Consider the following 20,531-nt stretch of genomic DNA (forward strand, 5'->3'; position numbering starts at 1 on the left):
ATCTCAGCGCCGTCCTGGGTACAGCCAACTCGCGCGGGTCAGGGCTCCGGCTGCCACCACTTGGCCAGGGTGCTGGTGGCCGGGTCGTCGGAGTCGGCCAGCGCGGCCCACGGGTCGACGCCGGGCGGCAGGTCCTCGGCGGCGTACGCGGCCAGGTCCTGCGCCGGCACCGGCTCCTCGGGCACCGCCTCGACCAGCCCGGAGTGGTACAGCCCGAGACTGCCGGTGTCGATCCACGGGAACCCGTCGACCGGCTCCGGCAGCGGCCCCACGTCGACGACCGGCGGGAACATGCTGACCTGATCCAGGTCCGGCGCCGCGTCGGGATCCGCGCCGACCGGACCCATGCCGTGCCCGTCGGTCACGTCGACGACCCCGGCATCGGCGTCGTCGTCGTGGCCGGTGCCCGGCTCGTGCTGGTCGTCCCAGCCGCCGTCGGTGGCGTCGTGCGGGCCGTCGGGGTCGTGCCCGGCGTCCAGCTCGTGGGCGTCGAAGCCGGCCTGGTCGGCGTCGTCGTGACCGAACAGGTCGTCGTGGAACGGGCTGTCCGCCCCGGCGTCGTCGTGGACGCCCGGGTCGTGGAGGCCGGCGTCGTGGGCCTCGCCCGGCTCGTCGTGACCGTCGGCGTGCGAGAAATCCGGCCAGCCGTGCTCGTCGCTCATGTCGCCTCCTCATCGGCGGGTGCGGGGGTCAGGGAACGCGCCCGCGTGAGAACCTCGTCGACCTGCCTGATCCGGGTGCGGACCGCGGCCAGGTCCGCGGTCGCCTGGGTGCGCCGTTTCGCGCGGCCGGCGGCGTCCTCGGCCGCGGCGGCGTCGATGTCGGCGATGTGCGCGTCGAGCTCGCGCAGCCGCCGCTCGACCGCGTCGTCGACGGCGACGCTGAGCGCGTACTGCAGGTCGGTGAAGCGGTAGGAGATCTCGTCGGACAGCGCCGCGCGGGCCTCGCCGAGGATCTCGCGCAGCCAGGCCCGGGCCTGCTGCCGGTCGTTCTGCACCCGCCGCCGGTACAGCACGTAGCCGCCCGCGGCCAGGCCCAGGCCGAGCCCGGCGACCGGGACGAGCAGCCCACCGGCGACGGCGGAACCGACGCCGAATAGCGAAGCGCCGAAGACTGCCCCGCGGCCGGCCATGAAGGCGATCCCGCCGGCCGACAACGCGACCAGCAGGTTGTCACCGGCGCCGTCGCGCGGTGGGCTGGCCGCCAGGGCGTGCCGCAGGGTCGCGTTGAGCCGGTCCAGGACCCCGGCGAGCTCGTCGGCGTCGAACACCTGGGCCAGGATCCGCTCCCCGACCTGCCGGAACGTGGCCTGCAGGTCGTCGGACAGCTGCACCGCCACGGCCTGCAGCTCGGTGTCGAGCTGATCGGGCAGCGCGTCCAGCGCCGCGCCGCGGGCGGTGTCGATGCGGGCGCTGAAGTCGTGCTGCACGCCGGCGATGCGGGTGCGCAGCATGCCGACGACCTCGACCCGGGCCCGCTGGGTCTCGGTGCTCAGCAGCAGCGACCACTGCCGCGACTCGGTGCGTTTGCGGGCGGCCAGCGCGGAACGCTGCGCCCGTACCCGGGCCACCTGCGCCGGGTCGGCCTCGCTGGCCTGCACCCGGGCCGCCGCGGCCGCCTCCAGGCGGCCCAGCTCCCCGCGCGCGGCGCGCAGCACGTTGGCCAGTTGCAGCTGATGCCCGCGCCCGGCCAGCTCCACCAGGGCGTGCTGCAGCTCGGCGATGCGCGACGCGTCGACCAGCGCGGCCTGCTCCCCGGCGGGCACCGTGCGGGCCAGCTCGGCCAGCCGCGCCGACACCGGGAACCACGGCGCGTCGGCGAAGCGGGGTGCGCGGGCCCGCAGCAACGCCCGGTTGTCGTCGGCGATGCGCCGCCACCCCGGATAGGCGTCGACCTTGGTCAGGGCGAACACGACAGCGTCGACGCGGGCGCTGGCGGCGACGAGGAAGTCCAGCTCCGGCTGCGACAGCGGCGCGGACGCGTCGGCGACGAACAGCAGGGCGGTGGCCCGCCCGACGGCGTCCAGGGCGACGGTCGTGTGGGCCGGGTCGAGGCCGCCGACCCCCGGAGTGTCGAGCAGGCTGACGTACTGCAGCAGCGGCGCCGGATGAGTGATCTCGATGCGGCGCGGGGTCCGGGCACCGTCGGGCAGGTCCCGGCCGGTGGCCCAGGCGGCCAGCTGCGCCGGGTCGAGGTCGACCGGCTCGCCCGCGCCGGGCACGTAGGCGGCGGCGGACAACGGGCCGGGCGAGAAATGCAGGTAGGTCGCGGTCGCGACCGCGGCATCCACCGGCGACAGATCCGGTACGCCGAGCAGCGCGTTGAGCAGCGAACTCTTGCCGCGTTTGGTCTCACCGACGAGCACCACCGACGGCCGGGTCAGCTGGATGCGGCGCAGCTCGGCCAGCTCGGCCCCGGCGTCGGGGTCACCGGCGCGCACGGCGGCCAGCGCGTCGCGCACGGCGATGTCGAGCTCCTTGGCCAGGCTCACCGCGACCCCTGCGATCCGTGCCGGGCCGGCACGATCTCGGTCTGATCGGCCTGCTCAGGGCTCGCCTGGTCCCGGGCGGCCTGCTCAGGGCTCGCCTGGTCCCGGGCGGCCTGCTCGCGGACGGCCTGGGCCAGCAGGTGGAAGCCGCGGTGCGCGACCTGCGCCACCCGTGACTGCGCCGGTCCGGCGCCGGCGACCGCGTACACCCGCCACCGGTTCGCCGCCTCGACGGCCGCGGCCGCCAGCTGCGGGCCGTCGGCGTGCGGCAGCCGCAGGATCCAGCGGGCGTCGTCGGAGGTCGCCAGCCGGATCAGCTCCTGCTCCCAGGCCACCGGCAGTTGCACCGCCCCGGACGTGACCCGCTGGGCCACCTCCAGCAGCCGCAGCCGGTGGTAGGCGGGCTCGCGCAGCAACCGCTCGATCGCATCGCGCAAAGCCTCCCGGTCGCGGGGGTCGCTGGTGTGCCCGGCGACGCGTTCCAGCCGCGACAGCGCCCAGCCGGCCTTGATCGCGTCGGCCCGCCAGCGCAGCGTCTGCTCCAGAGTGTCGCGCAGCCGCGGGAAGCCGGACGCGCGGACCAGCCGGCGCACCAGCTCACCGGTGCCCAGCCGCGGGTCCGCGGCCAGCTCGGCCAGGGCGAAACCGATGCCGTACAGGTCGAGCAGGGTGAGCAGCCGGTCGCGGCGGTGCACGTCGACCGGCGCCGGGCGGCTGCGGAACAGGTCGACGGAGGCCAGCAACACCCGCAGCTCGGCGGCCGGGAGCGCGGACAGCTCCTTGAGCGCGGCGCAGTCGGCCGCGGTGAGCCGCCCGGCCTCGCCGGTCTCGGCCAGCAGGCCGACCACGGGCACCACCTCGGACACCGTACGGGCCAGCAGCAGCGCCTGCTGCTCGGCGAGGGGACCGGCGACCGGCCACGGGTCCCCGGCCCCGCCGACCAGCGTGTCGACCTTGCCGAACACCCCCAGCGCGTTGATCGGGCTGCTGGCCAGCCGTGCCGATGCCGTCCGGAACGCCTCCAGCGCCTGCACGTCGTCGGCGCGGACCGCCTGGGTGAACACGTAGACGACCGCCTCGGCCGCGGCGACCTCGGAGGCCGAGTCAGCGTCGATGTCGGCGTCGAACGGCGCGGTGCCGGCGCCGAGCTCGGCCTGCGCGCGGGCACTGACCCGGGTGTCGGTCGACGCCAGCCCGGGCGTGTCGACGACGGTCAGATCGCGCAGTTTGTCGCTGGTCAGCGAGACGTCCACATAGGCGACGCGGTCCGGACTGACCCCGAGACGCTGCGGGATCATGCCGTCGTCGGCCAGCGGCAGGCTCGAGCGGGAGCCGTCGCGCAGCACCACATCGACGCGGTCGGCGGGCCCGTACCGGAAGCGGGTGACCACCCGGGTGCACTCACCGACCGCTGTGGGGGCGACCCGGCGGCCTATCAACGCGTTGACGAGTGTCGACTTTCCGGCTTTCAACCGCCCGGCGATAGCGACGCGTAACGGCTCCGACAGCCGGTCGCGGACCTGAATGGCCTGGCCACCGGCTTCCGGGCCGACCTGGGCAACGATTTCGTCACACAGCGTCGCCACGCGGGCGGAGAGCGGTCCGACGGTCATGACTCGTCAGCTGAGCACATGGTCAGGGAGAATGTACTGACCGCGGCCGGCGTCGAAGACACAGTCGCCACCCTTCCCGTTCGCGGGCAGGGCGGGACGCCTGCCGCACCACAGACTACGGAAGCTCGGGGCGACGCAGATCCCGTGTTCGTGCCACCCGGGCACGGACGCCGGGCAGGGCAGCGGAAACGGGGGATGCGGGTGGCACAGCAGGACCTGGCCGGGCTCGCCGCCGCGCATCTGCACCGTCCCGGCCTCGTTGTGCTCACCGGCGCACCCGGAGCCGGCCGTTCCACCCTGCTGCGGCGGGTGGCGGCTGCGGCACCCGGGCCGGTGCATGCCGGGGGCGGGCTGGCGATGCTGGCCGCCGTACCGGCGCTGGCACTGTCGCGGGCGTTGAAGGCCCGCCTGCCCGCCCACGACGTGCCGCTGCTGGCCGAGGCGGTGCGCTCACGGGTCCGCGGCGGCCTGCTCGTGCTCGACGACCTGCAGTACGCCGACCCGGCCACGCTCGCTGCCCTGCCGCACCTGGCCGCGCACGTACGGGTCGTGGTCGCGCTGCGCACCCCGCACCGGCTGAGCGAGGACAGCGTCGCAGCGCTGCGCGAGACGGCCACGGCCTGGCTGGAGGTGACGCCGTTGAGCCGCGAGGCCGCGTTGGAGCTGGCCCGGCGCGCCGGCGGTCAGCTCGCCGACGCCGATCTGGCCGCGGTGGTGGACCGGGCCGGCGGGAATCCCCTCGCGATCACGGCACTGGCCCGGCAGGCGGGGGCGGGCCGTGGCACCCCGGAGACGGACATCGACCAGGTCGCGTACGCGATCGCCACCGCCCTGGCCGACCTGCCCCGTACGGCCCGCACCGCCCTGGCCGCGCTGGGCCTGCTCGGCCGGCCGGCCCCGGCGGCACTGCTCGGCCCGGGCGCCGACGAGCTGCGCGCCGCCGGGCTGGTCACCGAGGATCCGGCTGGGCTCGTGCCGGTGTCGGCGTACTTCGCGGAGACCGCGGCGGGGCTGCTCGATGCGGCCGCCAGGACGGATCTGCACCGGGCGCTGGCGGAGCTGACCCCGGATGCGGAGGCGGCGCGGCACCTGGCAGCGGCCGGTGACCATCTGGGGGCGTACCGGCGGGCTCTGACCGCGGCCGACCGGGTTGCCGGCGGTGACCGCGCCGATCTGTTGCAGTTCGCGTGTGACCTGCCCGGGGTGACCGTTGATCCGCGGGTGCGGATCGCGGCCGCGGACGCGTTGCTGGCCGCCGGCCGGCCGCATCCGGCGGCGCGGGTGCTGACCAGCACCGGGCCGCTGGGGGTGGAGGCGGACGTGCTGCGCGGGGAGGCGCTGCTGCAGGCCGGGGACCCCGTGGGGGCGCGGGCGGCGGTGCGCCCGGTGCCTGATGCCGCGCCGGGTACGGTCGTGGCCGCCAGGGACCGGATTCTGGTGCTGGCCGAGCTGGCGACCGATCCGGCGGGCGCGCTGGACATGGCGGGCAAGGTCGCCGCCCGGTATCCGGCGCCACCGCCCGGCGTGGCGGCGGCGCTGGCGGCGGTCGGCGCGGCGCATCGCCGGCCGGGGTGGGACACGGCTCTGGCGGCTGCGGTCGCCCAGAGCAGTGACCCGCTGACGGGGCGGTGGAGTGCGTGGCTGCTGGTGGAGCATCTGGCGGCGGACGGGCGGCTGGGTGAGGCGGCGGCCGCGGCCCGGGACGCGGCGGCCGGGTGTGCGGCGGATCTGGCTTACAGCTGGCAGACCCGGTTCCTGGCGGTGGCGGACTGGGCCGATGTGCTGCAAGGCACGCTCCTGGCTGCTTCGGCCGCTTCGAGTGCTGAGCCTGAGGTTTCCTGGGCGTCGTCCGCCGGGGCCGGCGCACCTGCCGGGTCATCTGCGGGCACCGGTCCGGTCCAGGTCGCCGGTGCCTTCGCCGCGCCGCAGCACGGCGTGCCGGATGGAGGCGGGGGGTCTCTGCCTGCATCGGTCGATAGCTCTCCGGGCGTTGTCTACGGCCGGGCCGCCGGCTCCGGCTCGTTCCCGGCGCCGGACGAGCGTTCGCCGGGCGGTGTTTCTGCCGGGCCTGCGGCCGGACCGGACGGGCGTTCGCTTGGCGGTGTTTCCGCCGGGCATGCGGCCGGATCGGATGCCGCTCACACTTCGGCTGCCGGAAACCCGGCCGTCTCCGGCGGCCCGGGTGAGCGCGGGTCGTCGTCGGATGTGCGGTTCGCGGCGGACCGGGCGTTGCGGCGCGCCGCTGACCTCACCGACCGGGCGCTGCCCGCCGACGCCCGCGGCTACGCCATCGCCGCCACCGCGTTGATCGAGGCGGACACCGGTCTGCTCGCCGCCGCCCGGGCCCGGCTCGCCGCACCCGACGGGCATCCCGCCACCGCATGGGTGGCGCGGGAGGCGGCCTGGCTTGACGGGCAGCCCGACCGGGCCGCCCAGCCGCCGGACGCGGCCGTCGCCGGCTTGCTGACCGGGCTGCGGCACATCACCGCCCGGTGGGCCGCGTACGACTCCGGCGCCACGGCCCGGGCTGCTTTCGCGTCCGCGTTCGAGATCGACGCGCCCGCCCCGGCGATCCCCGCCGGGCTGCCGGCCGCGGCGCGGCGCACGCTGACCGCGTGGGCGACCGGCACCGGGTTCGCCGCGGCCGCGCAGAGCTGGGCCGGGATCGCGTTGCGGGAGCAGATCCGCTGCCTGCTCGCGGCGGGCCTGCACGACACCGATCCGGAACGGGCCGTGGCCGCGCTGCTGGAGGCCGAGCACCTGGCCGACACGGCCGGGCTGGTGGTGCTGGCCGGCCGGGCCCGCCGCGGGCTGCGCCGGCACCACGTGCACCGTGACACCCGCAGCCCGCGCTCAGGTTCGCAGCTGACCCGGCGCGAGACCGACGTGTTGCGCCTGGTCGCGGCGGGTGAGCCGACCCGCCGGATCGCCGGGCAGCTGGGTATTTCGGCGGAGACCGTGGACACCCACATCCGGGCGGGTATGCGCAAGCTGGGCGCCCGGACCAGGACGGAGGCGGCCGCGCTGGCGCTGACCCAGATCGAGGCGGCCGGACCGCCGGACCGTGACCGTCGCTCCGCCGTACTGCCCGACCGTGAGGATGGCCGGTGACCCGACAGCCCGACGCTCCCCACCACGTCGTCGCCTCCGGCGCCGACGCCGAGTCCGTGGTCCGCCGCCTGGCCCGCGAGGGCTGGATCCCCCGCGAGGGTTTCGCGTTGCCGGACCCGGCGTGGGACGTCACCGGGGCGCGGCTGGTGCTGCACGGCCGGGTCGCCGACCGGGAGAACCTGCAGCTGGCGGTCCTGGCGGCGGCGCGGGGAGCGGGCATCGTCGCGGTCTGCGACGCGGACACCCCGGTGGGCCGGGCCCTGATCGACGACCTGAGCCGGCTCGGCGCGGTCCACCTGGGCCCGGGTGGGCAGCCGGCGCCGGCGGACGCGGGTGACACGGTCGCGGAGCTTGTGCCGGAGCAGCGGGCGCTGCTGGACCGGCTGGCGGCGGGCGACACGATCGCGGCGGCCGCGGCGGCGGAGTTCCTGTCGCTGCGGACGGCGAACCGGCGTATCGCGGAGGCGCGGGCCCTGTTCGGGGTGCGGACGACCCGCGAGGCCGTGCTGGCGTATCTGCGTCAGCGCCGCACCCCCGGCTGAGCGCGCACGAGCCGCGAGGCCGTGCTGGCGTACCCGCCGCCAGCGCCGCACTCCCGGCTGAGCGCGCACGAGCCGCGAGCCGTGCCAGCGCCGCACCCCGGCTGATCGGGGCGCCGCGTAGGGTGCCAGGCGATGAAAATTCTGATCTCGGCCGACCTGGAAGGCGTCTCGGGGATCGTGCATCCCAGCGAGACCAACCCGGGCGGCTACGACTACGAGCGGTCCCGGGCGCTGATGACCGCCGAGGTGAACGCGGCCGTCGCCGGGGTCCTGGAGGCCGTGCCCGGCGCTGAGGTGCTGGTCGCCGACGCGCACGGGCCGTTCCGCAACCTGCTGCCGGAGGAGCTCGACCGGCGCGCCCGCCTGGTCCGGGGAAAGCCCCGCCCACTGGGCATGCTGGCCGGGCTCGACGACGACACCGACGCGGTTCTGTTTGTCGGGTATCACGCCCGTTCCGGTGCCGGGCCGGCCGTGCTGGCCCACACGATCAGCGACGCCGTGCTGGATGTGCGCCTCGACGGGCGTTCGGTGGGTGAGATCGGCCTGAACGCGGCCCTGGCCGGCTTCCACGGCGCCCCGGTCGTGCTGATCAGCGGGGACGACGTGGCCTGTGCGGAGCTGCTCGAGCTGGTGCCGGGCGCGGCGACGGTGGCGGTCAAGCAGGCGCTGGGGCAGGCGGCGGCGATCGCCCTGCATCCGGACGAGGCCCGGGAACGGCTGCACCGGGTGGCGGCGAAGGCGATCCGCCGGCACGACCAGGTCCCGCTGCTGATCATGCCGGGTCCGCTGAAGGTCGAGGTGGACCTGTACGGGCCCTACACGGTGGACGTGGCGACGCTGATTCCCGGGGTGAGCCGGGCTCCGGGCGGCCGGACGGTCACGTTCACGGCCGAGGACGTGGCGCAGGCCTACCGGCTGGTGCAGCTGCTGACCCAGCTCGCCCAGATCAAACCGAGCTGAACGCCCCAGGCTGACCGGAACGGCCAGGCCGGAACGGCAGACCCCGGAAGCGGCCGGGCCTGAAGCGGCCGCGGGTCAGTGGGGGCGGATGCCGGCGGCGCGGTTGCGGCGGACGCGGCTCATGTCCGGTGGGCGGGTCCGGTCGATGTGCCGGGGTGTTTCCAGCTCGTCCGCGCGCAGCGGCGCCAGCGTCCGCGCGATCCCCTCCACGATCCGGTCGGTCGCCCGCATCGCCTGGGCGCCCGCCGTGCCGGTCATCCCCGACAGGTCGATCGGTTCGCCGAAGCGCACGTGCACCACCGGCCGCTGCCGGATCGTCCGCAGCAGGGAGCCGGCCAGGCCTTTCGGGGCCGCGTACGGCAGGACCCGGTGAGCGTCCCACTGCGCGACCGGGATGACCGGTGCCCCGGACAGCGCCGCCATCCTGGCCACGCCGGTCTTGCCGCGTTCGGGCCACATCCACGGGTCCAGCCCGATGCGGCCCTCCGGGTAGACCAGCACCACCGATCCGGCCTGTAACGCCTCGGCGGCGGCGGGCAGTGCCTGCGCGACCTGGGCGGTGTGCCGGTCGACGCGCAGGTGCCCGCACGCGCGCATGATCGTGCCCGCCACCGGTGCGGTGAACAGCCCGGCGGTGGCCATGAACCGCGGGGCGATCCCGGCGCGGCTGCACGCCGCCATCAGCATCAGCGGGTCGATCGGGCTGACGTGGTTGGCCGCGAGGATCAGCGGGCCGTGCCGCAGCCCGGCCGGCACCTCACCGGAGACGCGCAGCCGGCACAGCAGCGGCACGACCATCCGCGAGGTGCGCAGCAACGCCCGCCACAACCACGGCGCCCGCCAGGTGTCTTCCATCAAGGCGACATGATCGCATGCCGGTCAGCCCGCGTCGCGCAGCTCCGCCAGGCGGGCCTCGATCTCGGCCAGCTCGGCGCGCAGCCGTTCGGCCTGCTGCTCGACCTCGGCGCGTTCGGCGGACACGATGTGCTCGACCGCTTCCTGCACGCCGGGCACGTCGACCAGCTGCACGATCTTCATCGCCTCGGACGGCTTGACCACGTACGGCTTGGCCAGGGCTTTGGAGCCCTGGTTGGCGGCGATGGTCCATTCCCCGTCGGTGTAGGCCAGGGTGACCGTCAGGCTCGGCGGCGGCTTGGGTTTGGCCGTCTTGGCTGCCGCCTTGCGCGGAGCGGGAGCCGACGCGGCCGGCGCGGGCTCAGGTGCCGCAGCGGGGGCCGGGGTGGCCGCGGGCGGGGGTGTGGGCGCGGGGATGGGCTTGTCGATCACGAACTCGGGGGCCGGTCTGGTCGGCTGCGGCGGCACAGGAGCCGCCTTCTTCACCGGGCCCTTAGGGGCCACCTGCAGGTCACCGGGGGAGAACGGCAGCTCGTCGCGTCCGAAACGCACGACCACCCACTCGTCGGACTCGGCCGGGTCGGTCAGGGCCACGACCTGCCCCACCTGCCCGGCGATCTGCCCCGCGGACTCGGTGAACATCACCCGCGGCCGCCGTCCCGCGGCGAGCCCGTCGCGGATCACCTGCAGCTCGTCCGTGCTGAGCCCTCGCACACCGGTGCGTGCCGCCGTCGCCATGGTCGTCCCTTCGTCGGTCAACGTGGATTCGAACGCGTGTTTCAATGCCGTAGTTGTACCAGGCCCCACCGACAAAGCGCGCAGGCGCGCCCGGCCGGCCGATCACGAAGACCCGCAGCGGGGCCGCAGCGGGGATCATGTGACCGATCCGCACACCCAGGCAGTCATCCAGGGCAGTAGCCACCACACAGCCGGGAGCGCGCACTGTGCAGCAGAACCTGCGAGGCCTGTTCGAACGAGCCCTCGACGACGAACCCCTGCCCCCGCCGGGTGACCCGGTCGAGCAGGCGATGAGCCAGGGCCGGCGGATCCGCCGGCGCCGGGGCCTGCTCATCGGGGGTAGCGCCACCGCCGTCGTCACCGGCACCCTGATCGCCCTCACCATCGCCCTGGCTCCCGCCGCCGCGCCGCCGTCGTTCGTGTCACCGGCGGCGATGCTCATGCCGCCGGCCAGCGCCGCCTGTACGTGGCCGGTGCAGGACAACGCCGCCACCGTCGCGGTGTTCCTGCGTGACGACATCACCGTCGGGCAGATCAACACCCTCAGCGAGGCGCTCTGGAAGGACCCGGTCGTCCGCGACACGCAGTTCGAGACCCGCGAGCAGGCGTACGAGAAGTTCAAGGTGCTGTGGGCCGACAGCCCGGACTTCGTCGCCTCGGTCTCCGCCGCCAACCTGCCGCAGTCCTTCCGGGTGAACCTGGCCCAGCCGTCGGGGTACCGGGAGTTCGCCGCGCGGTTCCGCAACCGTCCCGGCGTCCAGGACCTGGTCGGCCAGTCCTGCCCGGGAACGCCGAAGTGAGCTCGCTGTGGCGCCGCGACCGCGCGGCCCGCGACGAGGAGTTCGCCACATTCGTCGCCGCCGCCACACCGCGGCTGCGGCGCACCGCGTACCTGATGTGCCGCGACTGGCATCTGGCGCAGGACCTGACCCAGCTGACCCTGGCCAAGATGTACGCCGCCTGGCCTCGGATCTGGCGCACCGCCGACCTGCAGGCCTACAGCCGCCGAGTGCTGATGAACGCCGTCTTCGACCTGCGCAGACGCCGCAGCGGCACCGAGGTCGTACTGGCCGACCTGCCGGACCGACCCGGTCAGCCGGACGGGTCCGTGACCGACCTGCACGTCACGCTGATGCAGGCCCTGGCCACCCTGCCGGTACGGGACCAGGCCATCGTGGTGCTGCGGCACTGGGAGGACCACAGCGTCGACACCGTCGCCGAGATCCTCGGGGTGTCGTCGTCGGTGGTGAAGATGCAGAGCATGCGCGCGCTGGGCCGCCTGCGCGAGTTGCTCGGCGAGGACTTCGCCCGCCAGTAGAGCCGAGCCCGGCAGTAGCGCGGTCACACCGGCCGGTCGGTGATGCAGTACGCCCGGCCGGCCGGATCCCGCAACGTCGTCCACCGCTCGTACACCGCCACCACCTCGGCGCCGAGCTCCTGATGCCACGCCACCTCCGCCGGCCGGTCCGTACAGGCCAGGTCCACGTGCATGCCCGCCACGGTCCCGCCGACGCGCTGCAGCAGCAACCGCAGCGGCATGCCGTCCGGGCGTACCAGGAAATCGAACTCCGGCAGCGACCCCGCCCGCCGCGGCCAGCCCGTCAGGGCGGCCCAGAAATCGGCCTCCGCGTCGAAGCCGGCCACCGGCACGTCCAGGCACAGCTGATCCACCAGGCTGCGCCCACCGGCCGGCCGCACCGCCTCGCCGCCCCAGGCCACCAGGCAGAACAGCAACCCGGCGGGGGAGCGCAGCACTACCAGGTCCCCGTCGTCGAGCACGACCGCCGCGCCCAGCGCGACTGCCCGGGCGGCCTGCGCCGCCACGTCCTCGACGTGCAGATCCAGGTGGGCGCGCGCCGGGCCGTCCCCGATGACCTGCACCCGCAGGTACGCGTCCCCGCCGGCCGGCACCAGCGTCGCGAACGCCCCGCCCGGCCCCCGCCGCGGCGACAACTCGGAGCCGGTCACCGCCTGCCAGAACGGCTCCGCCACCCGCGAGGGCGTGTCCAGGAACCCCGTCACCCACCGCACCCGCATCACGCCTCCCGTCCCGGCCGCCGCTGCACCGCCGGTCCCCGATGCACCGGCGCGTCCCCGCTCAACTGCTCACCGCGGACCAGGTCGGCGTCCGCCTCCTGCTCACGGCCCAGGGCCCGCAGCACCGCCGACCGGTGCAGCAGCACCTGACCGAGGCGCACCCGCAGCCCGAGGCGCTCATACTCCGCCATCGCCGTGCCGTACTCCCGCAACGCCGCCGGGTGCTGCCCGCGCATGTCGGCGATGTCACCCAACGCCGCGTGGGCGCTGCCGATGCCGTGCCCGCTGCGCAGCCGCTCGAAGATCGCCAGCATCGCCCGGAAGTCCCGCTCGGCGTGGTCGTACGCCCCGTGCCGCACGTACAGCCAGCCCCGTTCCTGCAGGCAGTAGCCGCGCAGCATCTCGTCACCGATGCGCTCGGCGACCCCCATCGCCTCCGCCACCAGTTCCCGGCCCCGGTCGGTCTGCCCGCCGAGCTCCGAGGCCAGGCCCAGACCCAGCAGCGCCCAGCCGCGTTCCGGCGACTCCCGCTCCGGCAGCAGCTCCACGGCCCGGCTCAGCACCGGCACACTCAGCTCTGGACGCAGGAACGTGTTGTACAGGGTGCCCAGCGACAGCCGTACCTCGATCTCGTCGGCGACCGCACCGAGGCCGATCAGCAGCTCCAGCGCCCGCAGCAGCGCCGCCTGGGCCTCGGCGAAACGGTCCTGCGCCCGCCACGCGTCCCCGACACGCCACAACGCAAGCGCGATCTCCCGCACGTCGCTGCCGAGCAGCTCGGCCGCCTCCAGCGCCTGCTGCGCCGCCGGCAGCTCAAGCCGGACCAGACCCGCCATCCCGTACGAGTGCGACACCCACCGCAACGCCCGGATCCGGAACGGCTCATCGCCCAGCGCCTGGGCCACCGGCACCGCCGACAACCACAACCGCAGCCGGTACGAGTGCTCGGCCTCCCCGGTCACCAGCGGATGCACCGCCTCGATCAACGCCCGGGCCGGCGCGGCCAGCCCCGCCCCGACCGCCGCGTGCACCGCAGCCAGCACGTTCTCCCGCTCAGCGGCCAGCCACTGACCCGAACGGGCCCGCGCGGTCAGCCACCGCAGGTGCCGGTGCAGGCAGTCCACGCCCTCCTCGCCGTCGTCGGCGAGTTCCCGCGCGCACAGCCGCACCAGGTCGTGCATCCGGTAGCGGTCCGGCGCCGGCGACTCCACCAGGAACGCGTCCACGAGCCGTTCCAGCGCCTCGGCCACCACGTGCTCGTCCAGCGCGCACCGGGCCGCCGCGGCGGCCAGCCCCACCGACGTACCCGGATAGCCGCCCACCCGCCGGAACACCAGCCGCTCACCCGGGCCCAGCTCGTCGTAGACCGCCCGCAGCGTCGAACGCACCGCCCGGTCCGCCAGCCGCATCTCGTCCAGGCGCCGGCCCTCGTCGGCGAGCCGGTCCGCCAGCGCCGACGCCGACCACTGCGCACGCATCCGCAGCCGGCCACCGACGATCCGCAACGCCAGCGGCAACCCGCCGCACGCCTCCACCAGCCGCCGAGCACCCTCCGGATCCGCCGACACCCGCCCCGGACCGGCCGCGGTCGCCAGCAGCTCCAGCGCCGCCGCCGGCGTCAACGCCCCGATCGTCAGCACCGAAGCGCCCAGCAGATCCGACAGCAGCCGCCGGCTCGTCACGATCGCCACGCTGTGCGCCCCACCGGGCAGCAGATACCGCACCTGGGCGGCGTCACGGGCGTCGTCGAGCAGCACCAGCACCCGCCGGTCGGCCACCACCGACCGGAACCGCGCCGCCAGCTCCACCACCTCACCGCGCAGCTCGTCGTCCGGACGCCCCAGCGCCCGCAGGAACCGCACCAGCACAGCCTCCGGCGGCACCGGATCCGCCGACGCACCCCGCAACGCGGCGAACAGCTGACCGTCGGGATAACTGTCACGGGCATCGTGAGCGGCCCGCAACGCCAGCGCCGACTTACCCGTACCCGGAGCGGCCGCGATCACCACCAGCTGCGAGCCGCCCTCGACCGCCGCCCGTACCGCCGCCAGCTCCTCACCCCGCCCGACCAGCGCCGGAGCCGCCGGCAACTCAGCCGGAGTGTGGGGGAGCGCCGCCAAGGCTCGGCCCGGCTGCGGCTCGGCCAGCCGCTGCTGCCACCACCCCAGCGCGACACCCACCACAGCCAGCAGACCCACCAAAGGCCAGGCCATCCACGTGTACGGCCGCAGCGCCCCCGGCAGCACCCCGCCCGTGGCCACGTTCACGGCCACCGCCAGCAACACGGAGAACAGCCCCGACGTCACGACCAGCAACGGCACAACCCGATGCCGCATCATGCCCGGAAACATACATGCCCGTCACTTTTCTCCTCAGAGCGCGGCACGCACCTTGCCCAGCGTGTCCGCGAACCGGGCCAGCGCCGCCGGCGACAGCACCCCACCCAGCAGCTCCGCCAGCGCCCGCTCGAACACCACATCGGCCGCCGCCAGCGCCGCCGCCCCCGAAGGCGTCAACGCGATCAACGACGAGCGCCGGTCCTGCGGGTTCGGCCGGCGCACACAATGACCGGCCGCCTCGACCCGGTCCACCACCTTGCTCGCCGCGCCCACGGTGATCTGCAACTGCGCCGACACGTCCAGCACCCGGCACCCCGGCGTCGCCGCCACCACCCGCATCGGCATGAACTGCCCCAGCGGCAGCGCGCACTCCCGGCTCAGCCGCGCGTCCACGGCGTTCCACACCGCGATCTCCAAACCCACCAGATCGTCGAAGAGCCGCCGGAGATCCGTCACCGCCACACCCTAACGCTGCCCCGGGAGCACCTTCCCCAGCTCGGCGGCGTGCGCCGCGGTCCACGCGTACGCGGCCCGGACCGCCTCGACCACCCCGGCGTCGCGCAACCGCAGCATCGCCGGCACCCCCGCCGCGGCCCCCGACTCGATGCCCCGCCAGCAGCGGTCCTGCCACCACAACACCGTCTGGACCAGCAACGGCAGGTCACCCCAGCCGTACGCGTCCGCGACGACCCGTACCCGCCGCGCCGCGTCCCCGACCGCCACCGCCGGCCCCAACGGCACGAACTGCCAGCACACATGGGCCACGTCCTGCACCCGCGAGCCGGGCCCGGCGATGTCCCAGTCGATGAACGCCACCGGCCGCCCACCCCGGAACACCGTGTTCTTCGGCGACAGATCGTGATGACAGACGACCTCCTGGTCGCCGGCCAGCGCCGAACCCGCGGTCAGATCGTGGAACTCGCGCACCAGGACGGCCACCGCCGCCAGCGCGTCCTCATCGACCGGGGGAGCGGCGTCACCCCACGGCACCTCACCGGCCACAAAACTCAGCACCTGCCGACCTTGATCATCGACACCGAGGAACCGCGGCGCGCCCGCCCAGCCCCGCTCGGCGAACAACTCCAGCAGACCCCGGACAAAATCGGCATCCGCCGGGGGAGCCTTACGCACCGTCGCCCCCACCCGGACCGCCCCACCGACGAACCCACCCGGCAACGACACCTCCGCCATGACCCCATCCTCACCCCGGACGGGCTACGCAACCACGGCACGGCATGGCACGATTTCGCGTGTGACCAGCCGACCCGCCGCAGCACAGCACCTCAGCGACCTCGCCCGGCTGCGCCGCGTCCGCGACCGCATCGACCGCGACTACGCCCAGCCCCTCGACGTCGAAGCCCTCGCCCGCGGCGCCAACATGTCTGCCGGGCACCTCAGCCGCGCCTTCAAACTCGCCTACGGCGAATCGCCGTACTCGTACCTGATGACCCGGCGCATCGAACGCGCCATGGCCATGCTGCGCCGCGGCGACCTCAGCGTCACCGACGTCTGCTTCGCCGTCGGCTGCTCCTCCCTGGGCACCTTCAGCACCCGCTTCACCGAACTCGTCGGCGTGCCACCCAGCGTCTACCGGCGCGAGGTCGCCGGCACCACCGCCGGGATGCCGTCCTGCGTCACCCGGCAGGTCACCAGACCGATCAGGAATCGAGAAGCCGCGGACCCGGCACCCCACCTAGCCTGATCAGCATGGACATCGTCATCCACAGCAGCTACCTGCCGCACAACGACCCCGACGCCGCCCTGGCGTTCTACCGCGACACCCTCGGCTTCGAGGTCCGCAACGACGTCGGCTACAACGGGATGCGCTGGATCACCGTCGGCCCCCCGGAACAACCCGGCACCTCCATCGTCCTGCACCCCCCGGCCGTCGACCCCGGCACCACCGACGACGAACGCCGCACCATCACCGAGATGATGGCCAAAGGCACCTACGGCGGCATCAACCTCGCCACCAAGGACCTCGACGCCACCTTCGAACGCCTCCAGGCCGGCGACGCCGACATCGTCCAGGAACCCACCGAACAGCCGTACGGGATCCGCGACTGCGCCCTGCGCGACCCCGCCGGCAACATGATCCGCATCCAGCAACTGCGCTGACCACACCCGGTCACCCCACCCTGGCCGCCCCGCACAGATGGAGTCCCGCATGAGCCCGCAGAACACCACACGGCACGACCTGATCCGCGTGCGGGGCGCCCGGGTGAACAACCTCAAAGACGTCAGCATCGAAATTCCCAAACGCGAACTCACCGTCTTCACCGGCGTCTCCGGCTCCGGCAAGAGCTCCCTGGTCTTCGGCACCATCGCCGCCGAGTCCCAGCGCCTCATCAACGAGACCTACAGCGCCTTCCTGCAGGGCTTCATGCCGACCCTGGCCCGCCCCGACGTCGACGTCCTCGAAGGCCTCACCACCGCCATCATCGTCAACCAGGAACGCATCGGCGCCGACCCCCGCTCCACCGTCGGCACCGCCACCGACGCCAACGCCATGCTGCGCATCCTCTTCAGCCGCCTCGGCCAACCCCACATCGGCTCACCCCAGGCGTTCTCCTTCAACGTCGCCTCCATCAGCGGCGCCGGCGCCGTCACCATGGAACGCGCCGGACAGACCGTCAAAGAACGCCGCACCTTCAGCATCACCGGCGGCATGTGCCCCCGCTGCGAAGGCCGCGGCTCGGTCACCGACTTCGACCTGTCCGCCCTCTACGACGACACCAAATCCCTCAACGAAGGCGCCATCGCCGTACCCGGCTACAGCATGGACGGCTGGTCCGGCCGCATCTACCGCGGCTGCGGCTTCTTCGACCCGGACAAACCGATCCGCCGGTACACCAAGAAGGAACTGCAGGACCTGCTCTACAAGGAACCGACCAAGGTCAAGATCGAAGGGATCAACCTCACCTTCACCGGGCTCATCCCGTCGATCCAGAAGTCGATGCTGAGCAAAGACGTCGAAGCCATGCAACCCCACGTCCGCGCCTTCGTCGAACGGGTGGTGACCTTCACCGCCTGCCCCGAATGCGACGGCACCCGGCTGAGCGAAGCGGCCCGATCCTCCAAGATCAAAGGCATCAGCATCGCCGACGCCTGCGCCATGCAGATCAGCGACCTCGCCACCTGGGTCGGCGACCTCACCGAACCCTCCGTCGCACCCCTGCTCACCTCCCTGCACCACACCCTCACCTCCTTCGTCGAGATCGGCCTCGGCTACCTCTCCCTCAACCGCCCCTCCGGCACCCTCTCCGGCGGCGAGGCCCAACGCGTCAAAATGATCCGCCACCTCGGCTCCGCCCTCACCGATGTCACCTACGTCTTCGACGAACCCACCATCGGCCTGCACCCCCACGACATCCAGCGCATGAACAACCTGCTCCTACGCCTGCGCGACAAGGGCAACACCGTCCTGGTCGTCGAACACAAACCCGAGACCATCGTCATCGCCGACCACGTCGTCGACCTCGGCCCCGGAGCCGGCACCGCCGGCGGCACCATCTGCTACGAAGGCACCGTCGACGGCCTGCGCACCAGCGGCACCAGCACCGGCCAGCACCTCGAAGACCGCGCCACCCTCAAGAAAACAGTCCGCACACCCACCGGCACCCTCGAAATCCGCGGCGCCACCGCCAACAACCTCCGTGACGTCGACGTCGACATCCCCCTGGGCGTCCTCTGCGTCGTCACCGGCGTCGCCGGCTCCGGCAAAAGCTCCCTGATCCACGGCTCCATCCCACCCGGCGCCGGCGTCATCTCCGTCGACCAGGGCGCCATCCGCGGCTCCCGCCGCAGCAACCCCGCCACCTACACCGGCATGCTCGAACCCATCCGCAAAGCCTTCGCCAAAGCCAACGGCGTCAAACCCGCCCTGTTCAGCGCCAACTCCGAAGGCGCCTGCCCCACCTGCAACGGCAACGGCGTCATCTACACCGACCTCGCCATGATGGCCGGCGTCGCCACCCCCTGCGAAGAATGCGAAGGCAAACGCTTCCAGGCCGCCGTCCTCGAATACCACCTCGGCGGCCGCGACATCAGCCAGGTCCTGACCATGTCAGTAACCGAAGCCGAAGACTTCTTCAGCGCGGGGGAGGCCCGCATCCCCGCCGCCCACGCCATCCTGCAACGCCTCACCGACGTGGGCCTCGGCTACCTCAGCGTCGGCCAGCCCCTGACCACCCTGTCCGGCGGTGAAAGACAACGCCTCAAGCTCGCCACCCACATGGGCGGCACCGGCGGCACCTACGTCCTGGACGAGCCGACGACCGGCCTGCACCTCGCCGACGTCGAACAACTCCTCGCGCTGCTCGACCGCCTCGTCGACTCCGGCAAATCGGTCATCGTGATCGAGCACCACCAGGCGGTCATGGCCCACGCCGACTGGATCATCGACCTCGGACCCGGAGCAGGCCACGACGGCGGCCAGATCGTCTACGAAGGCACCCCGGCCGACCTGGTGGCAGCGCAATCGACACTGACCGGCGAACACCTCGCCGCCTACGTCGGAAGCTGACCCGAGCGCCGGCCCAGGGGAGTAGTCAGGGTCGGACAGTCCTGCGCATGAGGCGGGACTGCCCGACCTCATCGGTGAAACCCCACCGACGGTAGAAAGCGACCAGATCCGGCTGACAGACCAGCTCGACGCTCCTGACGCCGCTGACCCACGGATGGGCCAGCACCGCGTCCATGATCATGACGCCGATGCCGACGCCTCGAACATCGGGAGCCGCGACAACATCAAGGATCAGCGCCAGCTGCGTGCGGTCGGTCAGCACCCGGGCGAAACCGACCAGCCGTCTCGATGAACGGTCCGTCACGCTCACCACGACATCCGAGCCGGCGAGTAGGTCGCGGGTCTCGGTCTCGGAGCGCCCGGCCGCCCACCACGCCGAAGCGAACAACTCCAGCAGCTGTGGCACCGGAATGGTCTCGACGTCGTGGGAGACCTCGAACGCGGAAGCGGTCACGGCCTTACCGTTCCAGATCTCGTCGGCAGCCGCCGCCCGAAAGTGACTGGGACGCCAGCGCCCGGGTCATCGAAGCGCCCGACGGCCGTGGACGGGCCGTGGCAGGGAGCACGGGCTTCTTGATGGAGGCGGAGAAACCGGCAGCCGGACGCCGTCTCGACGCGGTCGCGATCAGTGTGCCGGTCGCCTGGACGTGGCGAACCAGGCCGTCTGAAAACGACTCTGGAGTCCGCTGACCTGTTGCGGCGGATGGACGAACGATCGACAGGGCAGGCGGTCGGCGTTGTCGCCGCCGAGACTCCGATGCCTGCAGGCGGTCCATCGACCGGATTCTCTTGTGATCGTCTGGTCGATAATTGACATTATGTCAACCTGAGCGCGGGAGAGGGGTCGGAGAGCCGGAAACGGCGGCTGGCCACGAAGCGAAACCCCAGGAGAACCCGTCTGGTGGAACCGGCCGCTGAACCAGCATCCCGGCAAGCACCAGGAGGCCGTCAGCACTGCCCCCGGCCTCAAGATCGCCGGCGGCACAAGATGGGACGGGATCGGCCGCGGAAATCCGGCGTTCCCGGCGGAAGATCATCGGCAGGAAAGGCGGACACGGATGACCCAGCACCGCGTCGGGGTCAGCGTCGCCAGGAACGGTCGAGCGAAACCGAGCGCTCACGGCGTACCGGAAAGGCTCCCGCCGGCGGACCGCCCAGCGGACGCAGGCGATCTCACCCCGGGCGTAGCGTCACCGCCATGAGTAGGCCGTGGACGTGCCGGCTCGGCTGGCACAAATGGACCAGGCACTCCACCGAGGACGGCCAGCCGTTCCTGCCGTGCAGCCGCTGCGACAAGCCGCCCAGCGCCGGACTCGGCTGAAA

Annotated in this window: 19 protein-coding genes; 9 read left to right on the forward strand and 10 right to left on the reverse strand. The window is 73.4% G+C overall.

Translation table 11 applies throughout. The features are described 5' to 3' along the window. Window positions 1-38: 38 nt before the first annotated feature. Genes ACQP2Y_RS24120 through ACQP2Y_RS24130 form a run of 3 tightly spaced genes read right to left on the reverse strand, consistent with a single transcriptional unit; the run spans window position 39 to window position 4,101 of the window. On the reverse strand, window positions 39-662 hold the full coding sequence (locus ACQP2Y_RS24120) for a hypothetical protein (RefSeq protein WP_433717084.1): 624 nt from the start codon (window positions 660-662) through the stop codon (window positions 39-41). Beyond that, window positions 659-2,491 carry a dynamin family protein gene (locus ACQP2Y_RS24125; protein WP_433717086.1) on the reverse strand — a complete coding sequence of 611 codons (1,833 nt, stop codon included), beginning with the start codon at window positions 2,489-2,491 and terminating at the stop codon, window positions 659-661. Before ACQP2Y_RS24125 ends, ACQP2Y_RS24120 begins: the two co-directional genes overlap by 4 nt. Next, window positions 2,488-4,101, reverse strand: coding sequence for a dynamin family protein (locus ACQP2Y_RS24130; protein WP_433717088.1), 1,614 nt, complete (start codon window positions 4,099-4,101; stop codon window positions 2,488-2,490). Before ACQP2Y_RS24130 ends, ACQP2Y_RS24125 begins: the two co-directional genes overlap by 4 nt. Before the next feature lie 195 nt (window positions 4,102-4,296). Between ACQP2Y_RS24130 and ACQP2Y_RS24135 the strand changes: the two genes are divergently transcribed. From ACQP2Y_RS24135 to ACQP2Y_RS24145, 3 genes are all read left to right on the forward strand, one after another. Further along, on the forward strand, window positions 4,297-7,212 hold the full coding sequence (locus tag ACQP2Y_RS24135) for a LuxR C-terminal-related transcriptional regulator (RefSeq protein WP_433717090.1): 2,916 nt from the start codon (window positions 4,297-4,299) through the stop codon (window positions 7,210-7,212). Beyond that, the gene (locus ACQP2Y_RS24140) at window positions 7,209-7,754 is read left to right on the forward strand and encodes a LuxR family transcriptional regulator (protein WP_433717092.1); all 546 of its coding nucleotides are present in this window, start codon (window positions 7,209-7,211) and stop codon (window positions 7,752-7,754) included. The genes ACQP2Y_RS24135 and ACQP2Y_RS24140 overlap by 4 nt, the downstream gene beginning before the upstream one ends. A 132-nt stretch (window positions 7,755-7,886) precedes the next feature. Next, complete coding sequence (locus ACQP2Y_RS24145; RefSeq protein WP_433717095.1) at window positions 7,887-8,714, forward strand: M55 family metallopeptidase; 828 nt, start codon at window positions 7,887-7,889, stop codon at window positions 8,712-8,714. Between the two features lie 75 nt (window positions 8,715-8,789). On the opposite strand, the gene ACQP2Y_RS24150 is transcribed toward ACQP2Y_RS24145, so the two are convergent. After that, on the reverse strand, window positions 8,790-9,569 hold the full coding sequence (locus tag ACQP2Y_RS24150) for a lysophospholipid acyltransferase family protein (protein ID WP_433717097.1): 780 nt from the start codon (window positions 9,567-9,569) through the stop codon (window positions 8,790-8,792). A 24-nt stretch (window positions 9,570-9,593) separates the two neighbouring features. Further along, entirely contained in the window at window positions 9,594-10,307 is a 714-nt protein-coding gene (locus tag ACQP2Y_RS24155; protein ID WP_433717099.1) for a hypothetical protein, read from the reverse strand. A gap of 206 nt (window positions 10,308-10,513) precedes the next feature. Here ACQP2Y_RS24155 and ACQP2Y_RS24160 point away from each other — a divergent pair, with 206 nt between their 5' ends. Continuing rightward, window positions 10,514-11,107: a permease-like cell division protein FtsX gene (locus ACQP2Y_RS24160; RefSeq protein WP_433717101.1), complete on the forward strand. Its 594-nt coding sequence runs from the start codon at window positions 10,514-10,516 to the stop codon at window positions 11,105-11,107. Then, window positions 11,104-11,625, forward strand: a complete 522-nt coding sequence (locus ACQP2Y_RS24165) for a SigE family RNA polymerase sigma factor (protein ID WP_433717103.1) — start codon at window positions 11,104-11,106, stop codon at window positions 11,623-11,625. Before ACQP2Y_RS24160 ends, ACQP2Y_RS24165 begins: the two co-directional genes overlap by 4 nt. A 23-nt stretch (window positions 11,626-11,648) precedes the next feature. Here ACQP2Y_RS24165 and ACQP2Y_RS24170 read toward each other — a convergent pair whose 3' ends face one another. The 4 genes from ACQP2Y_RS24170 to ACQP2Y_RS24185 are packed head-to-tail and all read right to left on the reverse strand — an operon-like array spanning window position 11,649 to window position 15,874. Beyond that, window positions 11,649-12,329, reverse strand: a complete 681-nt coding sequence (locus tag ACQP2Y_RS24170; RefSeq protein ID WP_433717105.1) for a VOC family protein — start codon at window positions 12,327-12,329, stop codon at window positions 11,649-11,651. Between the two features lie 14 nt (window positions 12,330-12,343). Then, window positions 12,344-14,683 (reverse strand): ATP-binding protein, encoded by a 2,340-nt coding sequence (locus ACQP2Y_RS24175; protein WP_433717107.1) that lies wholly within the window; start codon window positions 14,681-14,683, stop codon window positions 12,344-12,346. 33 nt (window positions 14,684-14,716) lie between these two features. Continuing rightward, window positions 14,717-15,139: a MarR family winged helix-turn-helix transcriptional regulator gene (locus ACQP2Y_RS24180; RefSeq protein ID WP_433717109.1), complete on the reverse strand. Its 423-nt coding sequence runs from the start codon at window positions 15,137-15,139 to the stop codon at window positions 14,717-14,719. A gap of 9 nt (window positions 15,140-15,148) precedes the next feature. After that, complete coding sequence (locus ACQP2Y_RS24185) at window positions 15,149-15,874, reverse strand: phosphotransferase (RefSeq protein WP_433717111.1); 726 nt, start codon at window positions 15,872-15,874, stop codon at window positions 15,149-15,151. 61 nt (window positions 15,875-15,935) lie between these two features. Between ACQP2Y_RS24185 and ACQP2Y_RS24190 the strand changes: the two genes are divergently transcribed. Genes ACQP2Y_RS24190 through ACQP2Y_RS24200 form a run of 3 tightly spaced genes read left to right on the forward strand, consistent with a single transcriptional unit; the run spans window position 15,936 to window position 19,208 of the window. After that, a complete protein-coding gene (locus ACQP2Y_RS24190; RefSeq protein WP_433717113.1) occupies window positions 15,936-16,385 on the forward strand; it encodes a helix-turn-helix transcriptional regulator in 450 nt (149 codons plus the stop codon). Window positions 16,386-16,390: 5 nt separating this feature from the next. Further along, window positions 16,391-16,801, forward strand: a complete 411-nt coding sequence (locus ACQP2Y_RS24195) for a VOC family protein (protein ID WP_433717115.1) — start codon at window positions 16,391-16,393, stop codon at window positions 16,799-16,801. Window positions 16,802-16,850: 49 nt separating this feature from the next. Then, complete coding sequence (locus tag ACQP2Y_RS24200) at window positions 16,851-19,208, forward strand: ATP-binding cassette domain-containing protein (protein WP_433717117.1); 2,358 nt, start codon at window positions 16,851-16,853, stop codon at window positions 19,206-19,208. Between the two features lie 25 nt (window positions 19,209-19,233). On the opposite strand, the gene ACQP2Y_RS24205 is transcribed toward ACQP2Y_RS24200, so the two are convergent. Further along, entirely contained in the window at window positions 19,234-19,662 is a 429-nt protein-coding gene (locus tag ACQP2Y_RS24205; protein WP_433717119.1) for a GNAT family N-acetyltransferase, read from the reverse strand. Between the two features lie 744 nt (window positions 19,663-20,406). Between ACQP2Y_RS24205 and ACQP2Y_RS24210 the strand changes: the two genes are divergently transcribed. Next, entirely contained in the window at window positions 20,407-20,529 is a 123-nt protein-coding gene (locus ACQP2Y_RS24210; protein WP_433717121.1) for a hypothetical protein, read from the forward strand. Window positions 20,530-20,531: the final 2 nt, after the last annotated feature.

This window comes from Actinoplanes sp. CA-051413 (genome assembly GCF_050955795.1).
GTDB lineage: Bacteria > Actinomycetota > Actinomycetes > Mycobacteriales > Micromonosporaceae > Actinoplanes.